14 protein-coding genes and 1 pseudogene are annotated in these 16,057 nt (G+C 60.1%); 8 read left to right on the top strand and 7 right to left on the bottom strand.

The features are described from left to right. The first annotated feature begins 63 nt into the window (after positions 1–63). The 4 genes from ABH912_RS14545 to ABH912_RS14530 all read left to right on the top strand — a co-directional run bounded on the left by ABH912_RS14545 (position 64) and on the right by ABH912_RS14530 (position 3,213). Complete coding sequence (locus ABH912_RS14545) at positions 64–1,422, top strand: HD domain-containing phosphohydrolase (RefSeq protein ID WP_033057441.1); 1,359 nt, start codon at positions 64–66, stop codon at positions 1,420–1,422. A gap of 192 nt (positions 1,423–1,614) precedes the next feature. Further along, a complete protein-coding gene (locus ABH912_RS14540) occupies positions 1,615–2,049 on the top strand; it encodes an NUDIX hydrolase (protein ID WP_429510974.1) in 435 nt (144 codons plus the stop codon). A gap of 25 nt (positions 2,050–2,074) precedes the next feature. Further along, on the top strand, positions 2,075–2,713 hold the full coding sequence (locus tag ABH912_RS14535; protein ID WP_033057445.1) for a LysE family translocator: 639 nt from the start codon (positions 2,075–2,077) through the stop codon (positions 2,711–2,713). Between the two features lie 2 nt (positions 2,714–2,715). Next, entirely contained in the window at positions 2,716–3,213 is a 498-nt protein-coding gene (locus ABH912_RS14530) for a GNAT family N-acetyltransferase (RefSeq protein ID WP_429510973.1), read from the top strand. A gap of 121 nt (positions 3,214–3,334) precedes the next feature. Here ABH912_RS14530 and metR read toward each other — a convergent pair whose 3' ends face one another. Next, a complete protein-coding gene (gene metR, locus ABH912_RS14525) occupies positions 3,335–4,252 on the bottom strand; it encodes a transcriptional regulator MetR (protein ID WP_008155262.1) in 918 nt (305 codons plus the stop codon). A 110-nt stretch (positions 4,253–4,362) separates the two neighbouring features. On the opposite strand from metR, the gene metE reads away from it, so the two are divergent. The 4 genes and pseudogenes from metE (at position 4,363) to ABH912_RS14505 (ending at position 9,895) form a co-directional block, all read left to right on the top strand. After that, on the top strand, positions 4,363–6,675 hold the full coding sequence (metE, locus tag ABH912_RS14520) for a 5-methyltetrahydropteroyltriglutamate--homocysteine S-methyltransferase (protein WP_429510972.1): 2,313 nt from the start codon (positions 4,363–4,365) through the stop codon (positions 6,673–6,675). A 258-nt stretch (positions 6,676–6,933) separates the two neighbouring features. Further along, positions 6,934–7,895 (top strand): annotated as a pseudogene (locus tag ABH912_RS14515) (IS110 family transposase). Positions 7,896–8,101: 206 nt separating this feature from the next. Next, on the top strand, positions 8,102–9,136 hold the full coding sequence (locus tag ABH912_RS14510) for an alpha/beta fold hydrolase (RefSeq protein WP_033057448.1): 1,035 nt from the start codon (positions 8,102–8,104) through the stop codon (positions 9,134–9,136). Between the two features lie 90 nt (positions 9,137–9,226). Next, positions 9,227–9,895, top strand: coding sequence for a DsbA family oxidoreductase (locus ABH912_RS14505; RefSeq protein ID WP_033057450.1), 669 nt, complete (start codon positions 9,227–9,229; stop codon positions 9,893–9,895). Between the two features lie 228 nt (positions 9,896–10,123). On the opposite strand, the gene ABH912_RS14500 is transcribed toward ABH912_RS14505, so the two are convergent. The 6 genes from ABH912_RS14500 to ABH912_RS14475 all read right to left on the bottom strand — a co-directional run bounded on the left by ABH912_RS14500 (position 10,124) and on the right by ABH912_RS14475 (position 16,055). Beyond that, complete coding sequence (locus tag ABH912_RS14500; RefSeq protein WP_197281743.1) at positions 10,124–10,453, bottom strand: GlpM family protein; 330 nt, start codon at positions 10,451–10,453, stop codon at positions 10,124–10,126. 8 nt (positions 10,454–10,461) lie between these two features. Next, the gene (locus ABH912_RS14495) at positions 10,462–11,790 is read right to left on the bottom strand and encodes a sigma-54-dependent transcriptional regulator (protein ID WP_033057453.1); all 1,329 of its coding nucleotides are present in this window, start codon (positions 11,788–11,790) and stop codon (positions 10,462–10,464) included. Continuing rightward, the gene (locus ABH912_RS14490; RefSeq protein WP_033057455.1) at positions 11,787–13,688 is read right to left on the bottom strand and encodes a sensor histidine kinase; all 1,902 of its coding nucleotides are present in this window, start codon (positions 13,686–13,688) and stop codon (positions 11,787–11,789) included. The genes ABH912_RS14495 and ABH912_RS14490 overlap by 4 nt, the downstream gene beginning before the upstream one ends. Before the next feature lie 218 nt (positions 13,689–13,906). Next, entirely contained in the window at positions 13,907–14,641 is a 735-nt protein-coding gene (locus ABH912_RS14485) for an amino acid ABC transporter ATP-binding protein (protein ID WP_033057456.1), read from the bottom strand. Continuing rightward, positions 14,638–15,309: an amino acid ABC transporter permease gene (locus ABH912_RS14480; protein ID WP_033057457.1), complete on the bottom strand. Its 672-nt coding sequence runs from the start codon at positions 15,307–15,309 to the stop codon at positions 14,638–14,640. Before ABH912_RS14480 ends, ABH912_RS14485 begins: the two co-directional genes overlap by 4 nt. Next, entirely contained in the window at positions 15,309–16,055 is a 747-nt protein-coding gene (locus tag ABH912_RS14475; RefSeq protein ID WP_008156468.1) for an amino acid ABC transporter permease, read from the bottom strand. The genes ABH912_RS14480 and ABH912_RS14475 overlap by 1 nt, the downstream gene beginning before the upstream one ends. Positions 16,056–16,057 lie beyond the last annotated feature (2 nt).

Below are 16,057 nucleotides of genomic sequence, written 5' to 3'. Positions count from 1 at the left end.
GCAATAGGGGATGTTTGCCGGATCCTGTCATAACGATGTGCCCGTTTCACTTGAGGTGACGCCATGGAAGAGCAACTCCCCACGACTTTGAACGATAAACCCAAGGTGCTGCTGGTCGATGACGAGGAGTCAATCCTCAACAGCCTGCGTCGCCTGTTACGCGGCCAGCCCTACGAGTTGCTGCTGGCCACCAGTGGTGCCCAGGCGCTGGAGATCATGGAACAACACTCCATTGACCTGGTGATGACCGACGCACGCATGCCCAACATGGACGGCGCCACGCTGCTGGCCCGTATCCATCAGTTGTACCCGACGACCACCCGGATTCTGCTCACCGGCTACGCGGACATGCCGACGATCATCAAAGCGATCAACGAAGGGCAGATTCACCGCTACATCAGCAAACCCTGGAACGACGAGGAAATGCTCCTGACCTTGCGCCAGGCCTTGGCTCATCAATATTCCGAGCGCGAACGCCAGCGCCTGGAGCAATTGACCCGGCTGCAGAACGACCAGTTGAAGTCGCTCAACGTCACCCTGGAAAAACACGTCGCCGCCCGCACTGCCGAACTCCAGCAGACCGCCGACATGCTCGACCTGGCCTACGAAGAGCTCAAGCACAGCTATGTCACCGGCACCGAAGTGTTCTCGCTGCTGGCCAACCTGCGCCTGCCGCCGTCCAAACAGACCAACCGCCAGATCATCGAACTGGTGCGGGTCTACTGCAAACTTCATGGCCTGGACGAGGGCACCAGTCGCGACCTGGCCATGGCCGCGGCGCTCTACAACATCGGCAAGCTGAGCTGGACCGACAGCATGATGACCGCGCCCGCGGACCTGCTGCACCACAGTGATCGGGAACGCTATCGCGGTTATCCCAAGCAGAGCGAATCGCTGTTGATGACCCTCGACCCGATGAAGGACGCCGCCCGTCTGATTCTTTATCATCAGGAGCGCTGGGACGGCAACGGCTTCCCCGACCGGCTCAAGGGCGAGGCGATTCCGTTCGGTTCGCGACTGTTGAAACTCGCGGTGGATTTCATCGAGTTGCAGCGCGGGCTGATCCTCGAGCGGCAAATGAACAGCGATGAAGCGCTGGTCTACATTCGCAGCTATGCCGGGCGGCTCTACGATCCCGAACTGGTGGAGGATTTCATCCAGGTCTGTGCCGCGTACCAGAGCGATGTCTCGTTGGCCGATCCGTCGGTCAAGGTGATGACCACACGGGAAGTGACGGCGGGCATGATCCTGGCGCGCAACCTCAATGCCGACAACGGCATGCTGCTGCTCAATGCCGGCAAGGTGTTGAATGGGCCGCTGGTGGACAAGTTGATCGCCTTCGAAGCCATGGAAGGCGCGAAATACAGCATTTTCGTGAAGGTGCCGGAAGACGTTGCGGTTCTCGAGGCGAGTGAGGTCTAGGCGCCGTACTAGTCCAATGTGGGAGTGAGCCTGCTCGCGATGAACGATGATGCGGTGTACCTGAAAAACCGCGTTATCTTCATCGCGAGCAGGCTCGCTCCCACAGAGGGCTCGGCAGATGCTTTTTTCGGCGTGACGAGGCGCCGAGACTCATGTGATCCTTGCGCCTTTTTCCAAGGACGATCCTGATCCATGACGCTGTCATCCGCTGTTTCGCCCCGACTCATTCGCATCGCCGCTGCCCTGTTGATCGGCCCGGATGGCCGCACGTTGTTGGTCCGCAAGCGCGGTACCGAGGCGTTCATGCAGCCGGGGGGCAAGATTGAAGCCCATGAGCAACCGGTCCACGCGCTGGCCCGTGAACTGGAAGAGGAATTGGGCCTGGTCATCGATCCGGCACACGCCACATATCTCGGGAAATTCTCGGCGCCGGCGGCCAACGAGCCCGGTTTTGTCGTCCAGGCCGAACTCTTTCAGATGACCATCGATTCTGACGTATCGCCTGCGGCGGAGATCGAAGAAGTGCGCTGGATCGACCCGGCCACCGACGGCAATGTCACGCTGGCGCCATTGACACGGGACCTGATCCTGCCGTTTTATCGAGCCTCCTTAACCGCAATCGCTTGATCATCTCTGGACTAAAGGACTGCCCATGATCCCGCTTCAAGACTTGCTGATTTTCGCCGCTGCCGCATTGCTGATGGTGCTGACGCCGGGGCCGAACATGATTTACCTGATCTCCCGTTCGATCTGCCAGGGGCGCAAGGCCGGTGTGACTTCGTTGCTTGGTGTGGTCGCGGGGTTTTTCGTGCACCTGTTCGCGGCCGCTGCCGGTTTGACCGCGGTGTTTCTGGCGGTGCCGATGGCCTACGAAGTGCTGAAGTGGGCTGGCGCGCTGTACCTGATGTGGTTGGCCTGGCAAGCCGTCAAACCGGGTGCGCGTTCACCCTTTGAGGCGCAGCAGTTGCCACCGGACTCGTCGCGCAAACTGATCACCATGGGCTTTCTGACCAGCGCCCTGAACCCGAAGATCGCTGTGTTTTATTTGTCGGTGTTTCCGCAGTTCATCACACCTGAGCATGGCTCGGTGTTCACTCAAAGCATCACGCTGGGCCTGACCCAGATCAGCGTCAGTTTCAGCGTCAATCTGCTGATCGCGCTGTTCGCCGCGGGTATCGCCTCCTGGTTCGTCAACAACCCGTCCTGGCTGGCGGTGCAGCGCTATTTCATGGGGTTCGTGCTGTCGGCGCTGGCGGTGCGACTGATGCTGGAACAACGACGGATGGCTTGAACATGTGGATTGAACGGCTTGATGCCAGTCATGCTCTGGATTATCGGGCGCTGATGCTCGAAGCCTATGACCTGCATCCCCAGGCGTTTACCTCCAGCGTGCGCGAACGCGCCGTGATGCCGTTGAGTTGGTGGGAATCACGCCTGACCAGCAAGCTGGACGTGGTGTTCGGTGCGTTCGAAGGCGGGGAGTTGGCGGGCATCGTCGGCCTGGCCTTCGAGCCTCGGGAAAAGGCCCGGCACAAGGCGACATTGTTTGGCATGTACGTGTCCGGCAAAGTCCGGCAACGCGGGATCGGTTATCACCTGGTGCAGGCCGCCCTGGCTGAAGCGCAGAACCATAAAGGTCTGAAGTTGATCCAGCTGACCGTCACCGCTGGTAATGAGGCCGCGTTAAACCTGTATCAGCGTTGCGGCTTCATCCAGTTTGGTCTCGAACCTTTGGCGGTACGGGTGGGCGAGGACTACTTCGACAAAATCCACATGTGGCGCGAGATCTAAGGATCACGAAAATCCCCTGTAGGAGTGAGCCTGCTCGCGATAGCGGTGTGTCAGTCCATACAAATGTTGAATGTCAGACCGTCATCGCGAGCAGGCTCACTCCTACAGGTGTTGTGGTGTACTAACGGACGGCGCTGACGCCGTCGAGTGTCGAGAACGACGTGTCCTTGGCCGTCAGCAAGAAATCGCGCATGTATGGCGCATCCAGCATGTCGGCGCGAATCCCGGCGTACAGCGTCGCAAACAAACCTTTCTCACCCAGCCGCTTGGCCTTCACATAACCCCGTGAGCTGTATTCATGCAGCGCCCAATGGGGCATGCCACACACACCGCGGCCGCTGGCCACCAATTGCATCATCATCACCGTCAGTTCCGAGGTGCGGACCTGCGCCGGTTCGATATCGGCCGGCTCCAGGAAACGGGTGAAGATGTCCAGTCGATCACGCTCCACCGGGTAGGTGATCAGCGTTTCGGTAAGCAAATCTTCCGGGACGATGTAGGCCTTGCTCGCCAAACGGTGCTGGTTGGCGACCGCGAGCATCGCTTCATAGGTGAACAACGGCACGTAAGTGATCCCGGCGAGTTCCAGCGGATCAGAAGTCACCACCAAATCCAGATCGCCGCGGGCCAGCGCAGGCAGCGGGGCGAAGGAGAAGCCTGAGGCCAGGTCCAGTTCGACTTCCGGCCAGGCATCGCGGAACTGGTCGATGGTCGGCATCAGCCACTGAAAGCAACTGTGACACTCGATCGCCATGTGCAAACGCCCGGCAGTGCCACCGGCCAGCCGCGCGATATCGCGCTCGGCGCCGCGCAGCAATGGCAAGGTCGCGTCAGCCAGTTGCAGCAGGCGCAAACCGGCACTGGTGAAACGCACCGGTTTGGTCTTGCGCACGAACAGCGGCATGCCCATGCGCTCCTCCAGTTCCTTGAACTGGTGGGACAGGGCCGACTGCGTCAGGTGCAGGCGGTCGGCCGCATCTACCAGGCTATCGGCTTCGCGCAAGGCGTGCAGGGTCTTCAGGTGACGGATTTCAAGCACCGGGGGGGGCTCCATGAGGAAAACTTGTGATCAACACGAAAAGGTTGAGTTTGTCTCATGTTGGGTTAGCTGTCGACAATAGCACCATCTTTTACAGGGAGAAATTCACCATGGCTCTGGCCCACACACTTGGTTTCCCGCGCATCGGCGCTGACCGCGAACTGAAAAAAGCCCTCGAATCCTACTGGAAGGGCGATCTGGATCAAGACGCGCTGAAAAGCGTCGGCCGCCAATTGCGCGCCACCCACTGGCAATTGCAGAAAGACGCCGGCATCGACCTGCTGCCCGTGGGCGACTTCGCCTGGTACGACCAGGTCCTGAGCCATTCCTTGACCTTCGGTGTGATCCCCGAGCGTTTCGACAGCACCAAGGACTCGCGCGGCCTGCCGACCCTCGACACCCTGTTCGCCATGGCCCGTGGCGCCTCGACTGCCTGCTGCGGCGGCGAACACAGCAAAGCGCAATATGCCCAGGAACTGACCAAGTGGTTCGACACCAACTACCACTACCTGGTCCCGGAATTCACCGCTGACCAGCAGTTCAAGCTGAGCTGGGAACAGTTGTTCGACGAAGTCGACGAGGCGAAGGCCCTCGGCCACAACGTCAAACCGGTGATCATCGGTCCACTGACTTACCTGTGGCTGGGCAAAGCCAAGGGCAACGACTTCGACAAGCTCGACCTGCTGGAACGCCTGCTGCCGATCTACGGCGAAATCCTCGGTCGCCTCGCCGCACAAGGCGTGGAGTGGGTGCAGATCGACGAACCGATCCTGACCCTCGACCTGCCACAGGCCTGGAAAAACGCTTTCGAGCGCGCTTACCACATCCTTCAATACTCGCCGCTGAAAAAACTGGTGGCGACCTACTTCAGCGGCCTGGAAGACAACCTCGGCCTGGCGGTCAGCCTGCCGGTGCAAGGCTTGCACATCGACGCTGTGCGCGCCCCGGATCAACTCGGCCAGGTGCTGGACCGTCTGCCGACTTACAAGATTCTCTCGGTGGGCCTGGTCAACGGTCGCAACGTCTGGCGCTGCGAACTGGAGCAAGTGCTGGCGCAACTGCAACCGGCCCAGGAACGCTTCGGCGACAACCTGTGGGTCAGCAGTTCCTGCTCGCTGCTGCACAGCCCGGTGGATCTGGATCGCGAAGACAAACTCGACCCGGAACTGAAAAGCTGGCTGGCCTTCGCCGTACAAAAGTGCGGAGAAATCGCCGTGTTGCGCGATGCTCTGAACGATCCGCAATCGCCCAAGGTGCAAGCCGCCCTCGCCGAGAGCCGTGCGATTCAGGCCAGCCGCGCCGAGTCACCGCGTATCCACAAAGCCGAGGTGCAGGCGCGCATCGACGCCATCAGTGATAAGGACAGCCAACGCCAATCGCCGTTCGCCAAGCGCATCGAGCAGCAGCGTGCGCGGTTGAAACTGCCAGCATTCCCGACCACCACCATCGGCTCGTTCCCGCAGACCGGTTCGATCCGTCTGGCGCGCCAGGCCTTCAAGCAAGGCAAGCTGTCGGCCAACGACTACACCGACGCCATGCACAGCGAAATCCGCCACGCGGTGCAAGTCCAGGAACGCCTGGGTCTGGACGTGCTGGTACACGGTGAAGCCGAACGCAACGACATGGTCGAGTACTTCGCCGAGCAACTGGACGGCTACCTGTTCACCCGGTTCGGTTGGGTGCAGAGCTACGGTTCGCGCTGCGTCAAACCGGCGATCATCTACGGCGACCTCAGCCGTCCGACCGCCATGACAGTCGACTGGATCACCTATGCCCAGAGCCTGACCGACAAGGTCATGAAAGGCATGCTCACCGGTCCCGTGACCATGCTGATGTGGTCGTTCCCGCGTGAAGACGTTTCGCGAAAAATCCAGGCGCAGCAGTTGGCCCTGGCCCTGCGTGACGAAGTGGTGGACCTGGAAACCGCCGGCATCAAGATCGTGCAGATCGACGAAGCCGCGTTCCGTGAAGGCTTGCCGCTGCGTCGGGCGCAATGGCAGGAATACCTCGACTGGGCGGTGGAAGCTTTCCGCTTGAGCGCCTCCGGTGTGCGGGACGAAACCCAGATCCACACCCACATGTGCTACAGCGAATTCAACGACGTGATTCAGTCCATCGCGGCGATGGACGCCGATGTGATCACCATCGAAACCTCGCGTTCGGACATGGAATTGCTGGAGGCTTTCGAAGCGTTCGACTACCCGAACGACATCGGTCCGGGCGTCTACGACATCCACTCGCCACGGGTGCCGGACACGGCCGAGATGGTCAAGTTGATGAGCAAAGCGGTGAAGCGTATTCCGGCGGAGCGGTTGTGGGTGAACCCGGATTGCGGGTTGAAGACCCGGGCGTGGCCGGAGACTGAGGCGGCGTTGGTGAACATGGTGGCGGCGGCGCGGCAGTTGCGGAGTCAATTGGCTTAACGGATGTAGCGTCTGTGCGGACGCCATCGTCGGAACGCCGCCCGGAGCAAGCTCGCTTGTATGTTTAGACTTGAAGGGGTGGGCGTGACTAAAAGCTCGATTCCGACTCTAGCCAGTACGGACCGTGGGAGACTTCTCGTCCCGCCCTTTCTACCCAAAGCGCCGATAAGGAATTCATCGGTAAAACCGACGATAGAGGCAAGCCAGCGCAACGGTAGACCCCGACAAGCTCTTAAACCCTAGCTCCGAGGATTCGTCATGACAATCCTTACTTCGCAGACGGTTGTTGGCATCGATATCGCCAAGGCTGAAATAGTTGTCTATCGCTCCGACCTGCAATCCACTGACGCCATCAAGAACGATCGAACAGCCCTTAAACGCTGGCTTAAAACATTGCCCGCCCAAAGCGCTATCGCCGTTGAAGCCACCAACATCTACCACCTGGACACTGTCGAGCTGGCCCATGCGATGGGTCACCAGGTCTATGTCGTGGATGCTTATCGGGTAAGCAACTATCGCCGCGGCATCGGCCAGCGCGCCAAGAACGATCCCTGCGATGCCCGTCTGCTGGCGCGCTATTTGACGAACGAACAAGACGGACTACGGATCTGGAGCCCGCCACCCAAGGCCTACACCTCGCTGAAAAGCCTGCTCCACAGACGTGCAACGCTGATCCAGAACCATGCTGGCCTGATGCTGAGCTGGGCCAATGAACCCTTGTTGAAGAAAGTGCAGGCCGCCCAGCAAAAGGCCTTCAAGCAAGCGGATCAGGCCATTCAGAAACTGCTGCGCAAGGTCAGCAAAGAGGCGGGAATTGAAGAGAATATCGACCGCTGCAAAGCGATCGAAGGTGTTGGCGAACTGACTGCAACCGGGTTGGCGACGACCTTTATGCGCGGTGATTTTGCCAATAGTGATGCGTTCATCGCGTTTCTAGGGATGGACCTTACGGTCGATGACTCCGGGAAGAAGAACGGCCCCCGGCACCTGAGCAAAAAAGGGGATCCGGAAGTACGCCGGTTGGCTTACAACGCCGCAATGGCAGCCTGTCGCTCAGCTAAATGGAAACCGTTTTACGAGTCGTATTTGGCAAGAGGCTTCTCGAAAACCCAGGCATTGGTGGCCCTTGCCCGGAAACTCTGTCGGGTGGCATTTGCCCTGATGAAAAATCAGAGCGAATACCAGCCGGCCTGAAGTTGCAGGGTTGCCCTGCAACATAGAATCTCCCACAGGATTGATGCCGTACACAAAATCTGTGATCGACCCTTACCCTGTGGGAGCGAGCTTGCTCGCGATGAACGATAACGCGGTCCTGAAAATGACCGCTCAGCACTCTTCATCAAACTGTCACGTAACTGTGGCAGCGCGCTTGAACAAACTTCATCAGACTCGCGCTCTACTGGAGTTCTGCGTTTCGGTGTTTTTCATGCGTGTACGATTTTTTTCCACAACGGTTTTCCTGGCCGCGCTGTTGTTCGGCCTGCCGTCCTTGGCGGCGTCTCGTTGCGATATCAATGTTCCGACCGAGCGGGTCGATCTGGCACAGGTGAGCCTGGCGTACCAGAGCATCGGCCGTGCGTCAGACCCTGCGTTGTTGCTGGTGATGGGCCTTGGCGGGCAGTTGATTCACTGGCCGGACGAGGTGGTGGTCGCGCTGTGCCAGCAAGGGTTTCGGGTGATTCGTTATGACAATCGCGATGTCGGGCTCTCGACCTGGCGGCAAGCGCCCGTCGATGCCAACCTGACGTTCGAAGTGCTGCGCTACAAACTCGGTTTGCCGGTGTCGGCGCCGTACACCCTGACCGATATGGCAGACGATGCCTTTGGCTTGATGGATGCGTTGCACGTCGAGCAATTCCACGTGCTGGGCGCGAGCATGGGCGGGATGATTGCCCAGCATATGGCGGCCATGGCGCCACAGCGGGTCGAGAGCCTGACCCTGATCATGACCAGTTCCGGGGCCGAAGGGTTGCCAGCGCCGAGTGCGGCGTTGGTGCAACTGTTGTCGCGCCGTGGGGCGCCCAATCGCGAAGTGGCGCTGGAACAGCAAGCCGATTTGCTGGCGGCGCTGGGCAGCCCGACGGTGAGCGATGATCGGCAAGCGCTACTGCATCAGGCGGCGCTGTCCTATGACCGGGCGTTCAACCCAGAGGGCGTGAAGCGCCAGATCATGGCGATCCTCGCCGAGCGCAGTCGGGTGGCGCTGCTCAATCAATTGCGCGTTCCGACGCTGGTGGTTCACGGCACGGCTGATCCGTTGCTGCCGGTGATGCACGGTGTGCACCTTGCGGCGCATATTCGCGGCAGTCAGTTGAAGCTGATTCCGGGGTTGGCGCATCGATTCCAGGAAGCATTCAAGGCGCCATTGCTGGCGGCGGTGTTACCGTACTTGCAGGCCCACCGTGAAGACACCTCGCATTGGGCGCAGATTGATCCGGTGGTCGAACATAACCTCCTGTAACCCACCGATTAAATGTGGGAGCTGCGCGCACCGGTCTTTCGGGTGATATCGTTCGAGCTTTCCGGCGCGTTCCAGTCTGTGAGGTGTGTGATGAGTGCCCCCCTGAAAATCGATTTCGTCAGCGACGTGTCCTGCCCCTGGTGCGTCGTCGGCCTTTACGGCCTGACCCGGGCCCTGGATTTGCTGGGCGACGAGGTGCAGGCCGAGATCCGTTTCCAGCCGTTCGAGCTGAACCCGAAGATGGGACCTGAAGGGCAGAACATCACCGAACACATCACCGAGAAATACGGCTCGACGCCCGAGCAATCCCAGAAGAATCGCGAGATGATCCGCGCGCGTGGCGCCGAGGTCGGGTTTGCGTTTCGCACGGACGGCAATAGTCGGATCTACAACACCTTCGATGCCCACCGCTTGCTGTTCTGGGCGGGGCTGGAAGGGTTGCAGTTCAATCTGAAAGAGGCGCTGTTCACGTTGTATTTCACCGAGGGCGGCAATCCGTCCGACCATGGGCAATTGGCGCAGATCGCCGAAAGCGTTGGCCTGGATCGACAGCGGGCCGAGGCGATACTGGCGTCGGATGAATTTGCCAAGGAAGTTCGTGAGGAAGAGCAGTTGTGGCTGTCGCGCGGGGTGAGTTCGGTGCCGACTGTTGTTTTCAACGGGCAGTACGCCGTCACGGGCGGGCAGCCAGTGGAGACGTTTGTCGGGGCGATTCGGCAGATCATGAGTGAAGCGAAGGGTGGGACGGTCAACGGGTGAGGTGCTTTGGCGACTCTCTAGATCGACCCCTCACCCTAACCCTCCCGAAACGTCGGACCGCCCCAGGGGGGCGAGGGGACTGACCGATGCGCCTAGTTGAAATTTTGCGACGTGAAAGGTCTGAGTCGAACTCAGGCTTAGAAGCACATGAAGATCTGCTCCCTTTCCCCCTCTCCCCGCTGGGGAGAGGGCTGGGGTGAGGGGTGGTTCTAAAACCGATCACATCAGTCAGCCTTGAAGACGAACCCAAACCGAAACCAACACCGCCGCCGCCATCAACCAGGCCACCGCCGCCACAGCGAGCGAAGCCTCGAGCCGCATCCGGTCCACCATGACATACAACGTCGCCAGGTAGATGAAGTAAGGAATGATCGACCACATCCCGAACACGATGGTGGTCTTCAAATCCTCCAGCGAACGGCCCTTGCCGACGATGTAATGAGCAATCAGTGCAAAGGTCGGAAACAGCGGCACCAATCCGGCGATGTAATAGTTTTTGGTCTTGGCCAGCGCGGCGAGGATCACCACCACGGCCGCGCCCAGGGTTGCTTTGAGAATCAGGTCCATCAGTGGCTCAGCCCGTACTTCTTCACTTTGTCGAACAGCGTGGTCTTGGCCATCCCGAGTTCCAGGCTGGCCTGGGTCAGGTTGCCGCCGCTGCGCTGCAGGGCGTCGCTCAGCAGGTTGCGTTCAAACGCTTCTACCGCTTCGGCGAAGGCCAGGCCCTGATTGCTGCCGCTGGCGCCGGATTTCTTGAAGGCCGGCAGACCGAGGGCAAAACGCTCGGCGACGTTGCGCAATTCGCGCACGTTGCCCGGCCAGTCGTGGCTCATCAGGTTCGACAGGGTCTGGTTGTCCAAGTCCGGCACGGCACGGTCGAAACGCAGGGACGATTGCTGCAGAAAGTGTTCGAACAATTGCAGGATGTCTTCGCGGCGTTCACGCAGCGGTGGTAATTCAAGGGTCACCACGTTCAAGCGGTAATACAGGTCGCTGCGAAACTCGCCAGCCTTGCTCGACTCATCCAGATCGGACTTGGTCGCCGCGATCACCCGGCAATCCACCGCCACGCTCTGGTTCGAGCCGAGACGTTCCAGGGTGCGTTCCTGCAATACCCGCAGCAGTTTGATCTGCAGCGGCAGCGGCATGCTTTCCACTTCGTCGAGGAACAGCGTGCCGCCGTCGGCGTGTTCGATCTTGCCGATCCGCCGTTTGCCAGCGCCCGTGAAGGCGTTGGCTTCATGGCCGAAGATTTCGCTTTCGAACAGGTTTTCCGGCAGACCCCCGCAGTTCAGCGCGACGAACTGCTTGGTGTGCCGCCGACTGAAGTCGTGCAGGCAACGCGCAACCAGCTCTTTACCGGTGCCGGTCTCGCCTTCGATCAGCACGTTGGCCGACGTATCGGCGACGTTGGCGATCAATTCCCGCAGGTTTTGCATGGCGGGCGAGCGGCCGATGATCCGGCCTTCGAGGGAATCCCGCTCCGCCAGTTGCCGGCGCAACGAAGAGACTTCCCGCGCGAGGCTGCGTTGCTCCAGCGCACGGCGCGCCACATCGACCAGACGCTCGGGGGAGAAAGGTTTCTCCATGAAGTCATAGGCGCCTTTCTGCATCGCGCCGACGGCCATGGAAATGTCGCCGTGACCGGTGATCAGCACCACCGGCAGGCTACGATCGCGGGCCTTGAGACGGGTCAGCAATTCCAGACCGTCGATGCCCGGCAGGCGGATGTCGCTGATGACGATGCCGGCGAAGTTGTCGCCGACTCGCTCCAGCGCTTCTTCGGCGCTACCGACGCCCTCGCAGGGAATGTCTTCAAGGGTCAGCGCCTGTTGGCAGCCGAGCAGCACATGGGGGTCGTCTTCGACGATCAGCACACTAAGGTCATTGTTCATATTGGCTCGGCGTGAGTGGGGCTTACCAACGGTAAACTGAGGACGAAGGTGGTACCACCGCTGGCCGGGTGCTCGACACCCAAGTGCCCGCCGGTGGCGGCGGCCAGGCTGGCGGAAAGGGTCAGGCCGAGGCCCAGGCCCTGTTCGCCGGGTTTGGTGGTGAAGAACGGTTCGAATAGATGTTTGCGGGCTTCGGCGTCGATGCCGTGGCCGTTGTCGCGTACACGAAGGCGATATTTACCATCGAACTCTTCGCCTTCGAGCCACAGTTCTGGCAGCGGCTGTGCCTGCATGGCGTCGAGGGCGTTGCCGATCAGGTTGACCAGAATCTGCTCCAGACGGGTCTGGTCGATCTGCACCTGCAGATCGGCGAAGTCTCGGTGCAGTTGCAGGTGCGTGCTTTCCACGCGACCACCGAGCAACTGTAAGGCTGCATCCACCGCTTTGCCGAGGCTGGCCTGACCTTTGTCGTCGCCGCGTCGAGCGAATGAACGCAGGCTGGCGGTGATCCGGCCCATGCGGTCGATCAGTTCGTTGATGGTCTTGAGGTTGGTGCTGGCAACGTCCAGTTGACCGCGTTCCAGAAACCGTACGGTGTTGCCAGACAAGGTTCGGAGCGCCGCCAATGGCTGGTTCAATTCGTGGGCGATGCTGGTGGACATCTGGCCGATGGCCGCGAGTTTACCGGCCTGCACCAGTTCATCCTGGGCGCGGCGTAGCGTCTCTTCGGCCAGACGCCGTTCGCGGATCTGGCCCTTGAGCCGTTCGTTGCTGGCGCGCAGATCAGTGGTGCGTTCGGTAATCCGACGCTCCAGTTGATTGTTGGCTTCCTGCAAGGCTTCCCGGGCGGCCAGACGCGTGGCAATGACCTTGCGCCGCTCGTTCCAGGCGATCAGCAGGAACGCCACGAGGGCAAACGCCACCGCCACCAGAATCCCCTGATTGATCGCTTCGCGACGCAAATCCTGCAGGGGGGTGAGCAGGGTGAAATTCCATGGTGTGTCGCTCAGCGGACGGGTTTGCGACAGGTAGCTGATGTCTTCATCGTCGGATTCCACTTCGCTGTTGGCGGGGAAGGTGAGTTTTTCCTCGCCTTCGGCCAGTTTTTCCCGGGCCAGCGGTTGCAGTTCGTTCAGCGGGAACCAGTAGTACTGAAGGCTGCGAGCGAGTTTTTCTTTCGTTTCGTCGCTCAGCGGCACAACCGATTTCAGGCGCCGTGCCGGATCGCTGGAAAGAATGATGATGCCGTTCTCGTCGCTGACGAACGCTTCCAGCCGCGCGCGCTGCCAGCGTTCTTCCATCGCTTCGAGGCGGACCTTGACCACCGCGACACCGATGATCTTGCCCTGTTCTTCCAGGCCATGAGCCAGGTAATAACCGGGCTCGCCGTTGGTGCTGCCGATGCCGTAGAAACGCCCCGGCTGACCGCGAACGGCATTCTGGAAATAGGCGCGGAAGGACAGGTCTTCGCCCAGGTAACTGTCGACATCGCGCCAGTTACTGGTGGCCATGACACGGCCGGTGGTGTCCATCACATAGATAGCCCGACTGCGGCTGCGCCGGTTCAGGCCTTCGAGGTATTCATTGACCGTCTGTCGGTGTTCCGGCGACGGGTCGGCCAACAGCTTCGAAACGCTGGATTCGAGTTCCAGCAGGCTGGGCAGGTAGGTGTACTTGCTGATCTCGCTCTCGACGGCGCGGGCGTGCAGTTCCAGCTGACGCTGGCCGTTCTCGCTGAGGCTGCGGATCCCGTAGTGTTCACTGACCCAGAAGCCGATGTAACCCAATCCGATCATCAGGGCGATGACCAGCGGCGGCAGGAACAGATGGCGAATCAGACGGGGTTTCACGGCGAGTGATGGCGGCGCGGCGCGATAGAGAGTGGGGTCGCATTTCATCACAGATGCCTTGGGTCAACCAGCGTGGCAACAGGCTTGCTCTGGTTTCCAGTCGAATGCGGAACCTGTGGCGGGGGAGCTTGCTCCCGCTCGGCTGCGAAGCAGTCGTAAAACCGGTCAATGCGGTGTGTCTGACATCATGCATTGGCAGGTTTTGGGGCCGCTGCGCGACCCAGCGGGAGCAAGCTCCCTCGCCACAAGGGCAAGCCAGTACCGTCTTAGTGCTGCAGAATCTTGGCGAGGAAATGCTGCGTACGCTCGGCGCGGGCATTGATGTCGCCGAAGAATTCCTCTTTCTTGCAGTCTTCGATGATCCGGCCCTGGTCCATGAAAATCACCCGGTCCGCCACTTTACGGGCGAAGCCCATTTCGTGGGTCACGCACATCATGGTCATGCCTTCGTGAGCCAGTTGCACCATCACGTCGAGTACTTCGTTGACCATTTCAGGGTCCAGCGCCGAAGTCGGTTCGTCGAACAGCATGACGATCGGGTCCATCGCCAGCGCACGGGCAATTGCCACACGTTGTTGCTGACCACCGGAGAGCTGGCCCGGGTGCTTATGCGCATGGGCGGACAGCCCGACGCGCTCAAGCAGTTGAAGGCCTTTCTTGGTGGCTTCTTCCTTGCTGCGGCCCAACACCTTGATCTGCGCGATGGTCAGGTTTTCGGTGATGGTCAGGTGCGGGAACAGTTCGAAATGCTGGAACACCATGCCAACGCGCGAACGCAGTTTCGGCAGGTCGGTCTTCGGGTCGGCGATGGACGTGCCATCGACCACCACGTCGCCTTTCTGGAACGGTTCCAGGGCATTGACGCATTTGATCAGGGTGGATTTTCCGGAACCGGACGGCCCGCACACCACAATCACTTCGCCTTTTTTGACCTCGGTGCTGCAGTCAGTCAGTACCTGGAAGTCGCCATACCACTTGTTGACATTCTTGATAGAGATCATACGGCAAACCTTTTTTGCAGACGCTTGACCAGCAGCGAGGCGGCAAAGCTGATTGTGAAGTACGTGAGACCTGCAAAGATCAGGAACTCGTTGGAGCGACCGATGATGTCGCCACTGGCACGCGAGGCATTGAGGAAGTCCACCAGACCGACCGCGTAGACCAGCGAGGTGTCCTGAAACAGGATGATGCTCTGTTGCAGCAGCAGCGGGGTCATCTTGCGGAACGCTTGCGGCAGGATGATCAACCGCATCATCTGGCTATACGTCATGCCCAGGGCTTGGGCTGCACCCATCTGGCCCTTGGAAATCGACTGTACGCCGGCCCGGACGATTTCGCAGAAGTACGCGGCTTCAAACATCATGAACGCCACGATGCACGAGGCAAACGCGCCGATCGGGGTGTCTTCGCCGGTGATCCAGCGCAGTACGAACGGCACCGCCAGGTAGAACCAGGTGATGACCAGCAGCAGTGGAATCGAGCGGAAGTAGTTAACGTAGGCGCCGGCAATGTTCGACAGCAGTTTGCTGTGGGACAGGCGCATCAGCGCCAGGATCGTGCCGAGGATGATCCCGCCGGACACGCCCAGTGCCATCAGTTGCAGGGTCATGACCATGCCGTTCCACAAACCCGGCAGGGACGGGACGATGCCCGAGAAGTCGAATTCCATCATTTACCCCCTACGGAGATCAGACCCGGTACGGCCACTTTCTTCTCGACCATGCGCATCAGCAGCATCAGGCCCATGTTTAGCGTGAAGTAGATCAGCGTTGCCAGGGTGAAGGCTTCGAACAGGTTGGCGGAAAACTCGGCGGTCTGTTTGGTCTGCGCGAGCAACTCCATCAGGCCGATCAGCGACGCGACGGAAGAGTTCTTGAACACGTTCAGGAATTCCGAGGTGAGCGGCGGAATGATGATCCGGTAAGCCTGGGGCAGCAGCACGTTCCAGTAGATTTGCGGCAGCTTGAAGCCCATGGCGCGAGCGGCGGATTCCTGGCCGCGAGGCAGCGCCTGGATACCGGTACGCACTTGTTCGCAAACACGAGCGGCGGTGAACAAGCCCAGGCAGACGACAACACTGAGGTAAGCCGAGGTGGTTGGGTTGAGATCCTGCTTGTACCACTCTTGCAGGTCCGGAGGCAGCAGATCGGGCACCAGAAAGTACCAGATGAACAGCTGGACCAGCAGCGGCACGTTACGGAAGAGTTCGACGTAACAGGTCGCGATGCCCGATACGATGCGATTCGGTACGGTGCGCATGACACCCAGAATCGAGCCCAGCAGCAGGGCAATGATCCAGGCCACGACGGCGATGGCGATGGTCCAGCCCAAACCGGCGACGTACCAGTCGAGATACGTCTCGCTGCCCACGCCGGTGGACTTGAAGAACACGCCCCAGTCCCAGTTGTAATTCATTA

Origin of the sequence: Pseudomonas sp. BT76 TE3572 (genome assembly GCF_050435365.1) — a bacterium.
GTDB lineage: Bacteria > Pseudomonadota > Gammaproteobacteria > Pseudomonadales > Pseudomonadaceae > Aquipseudomonas > Aquipseudomonas fluorescens_W.
This window is presented reverse-complemented; position numbering and strand designations above follow the sequence as displayed.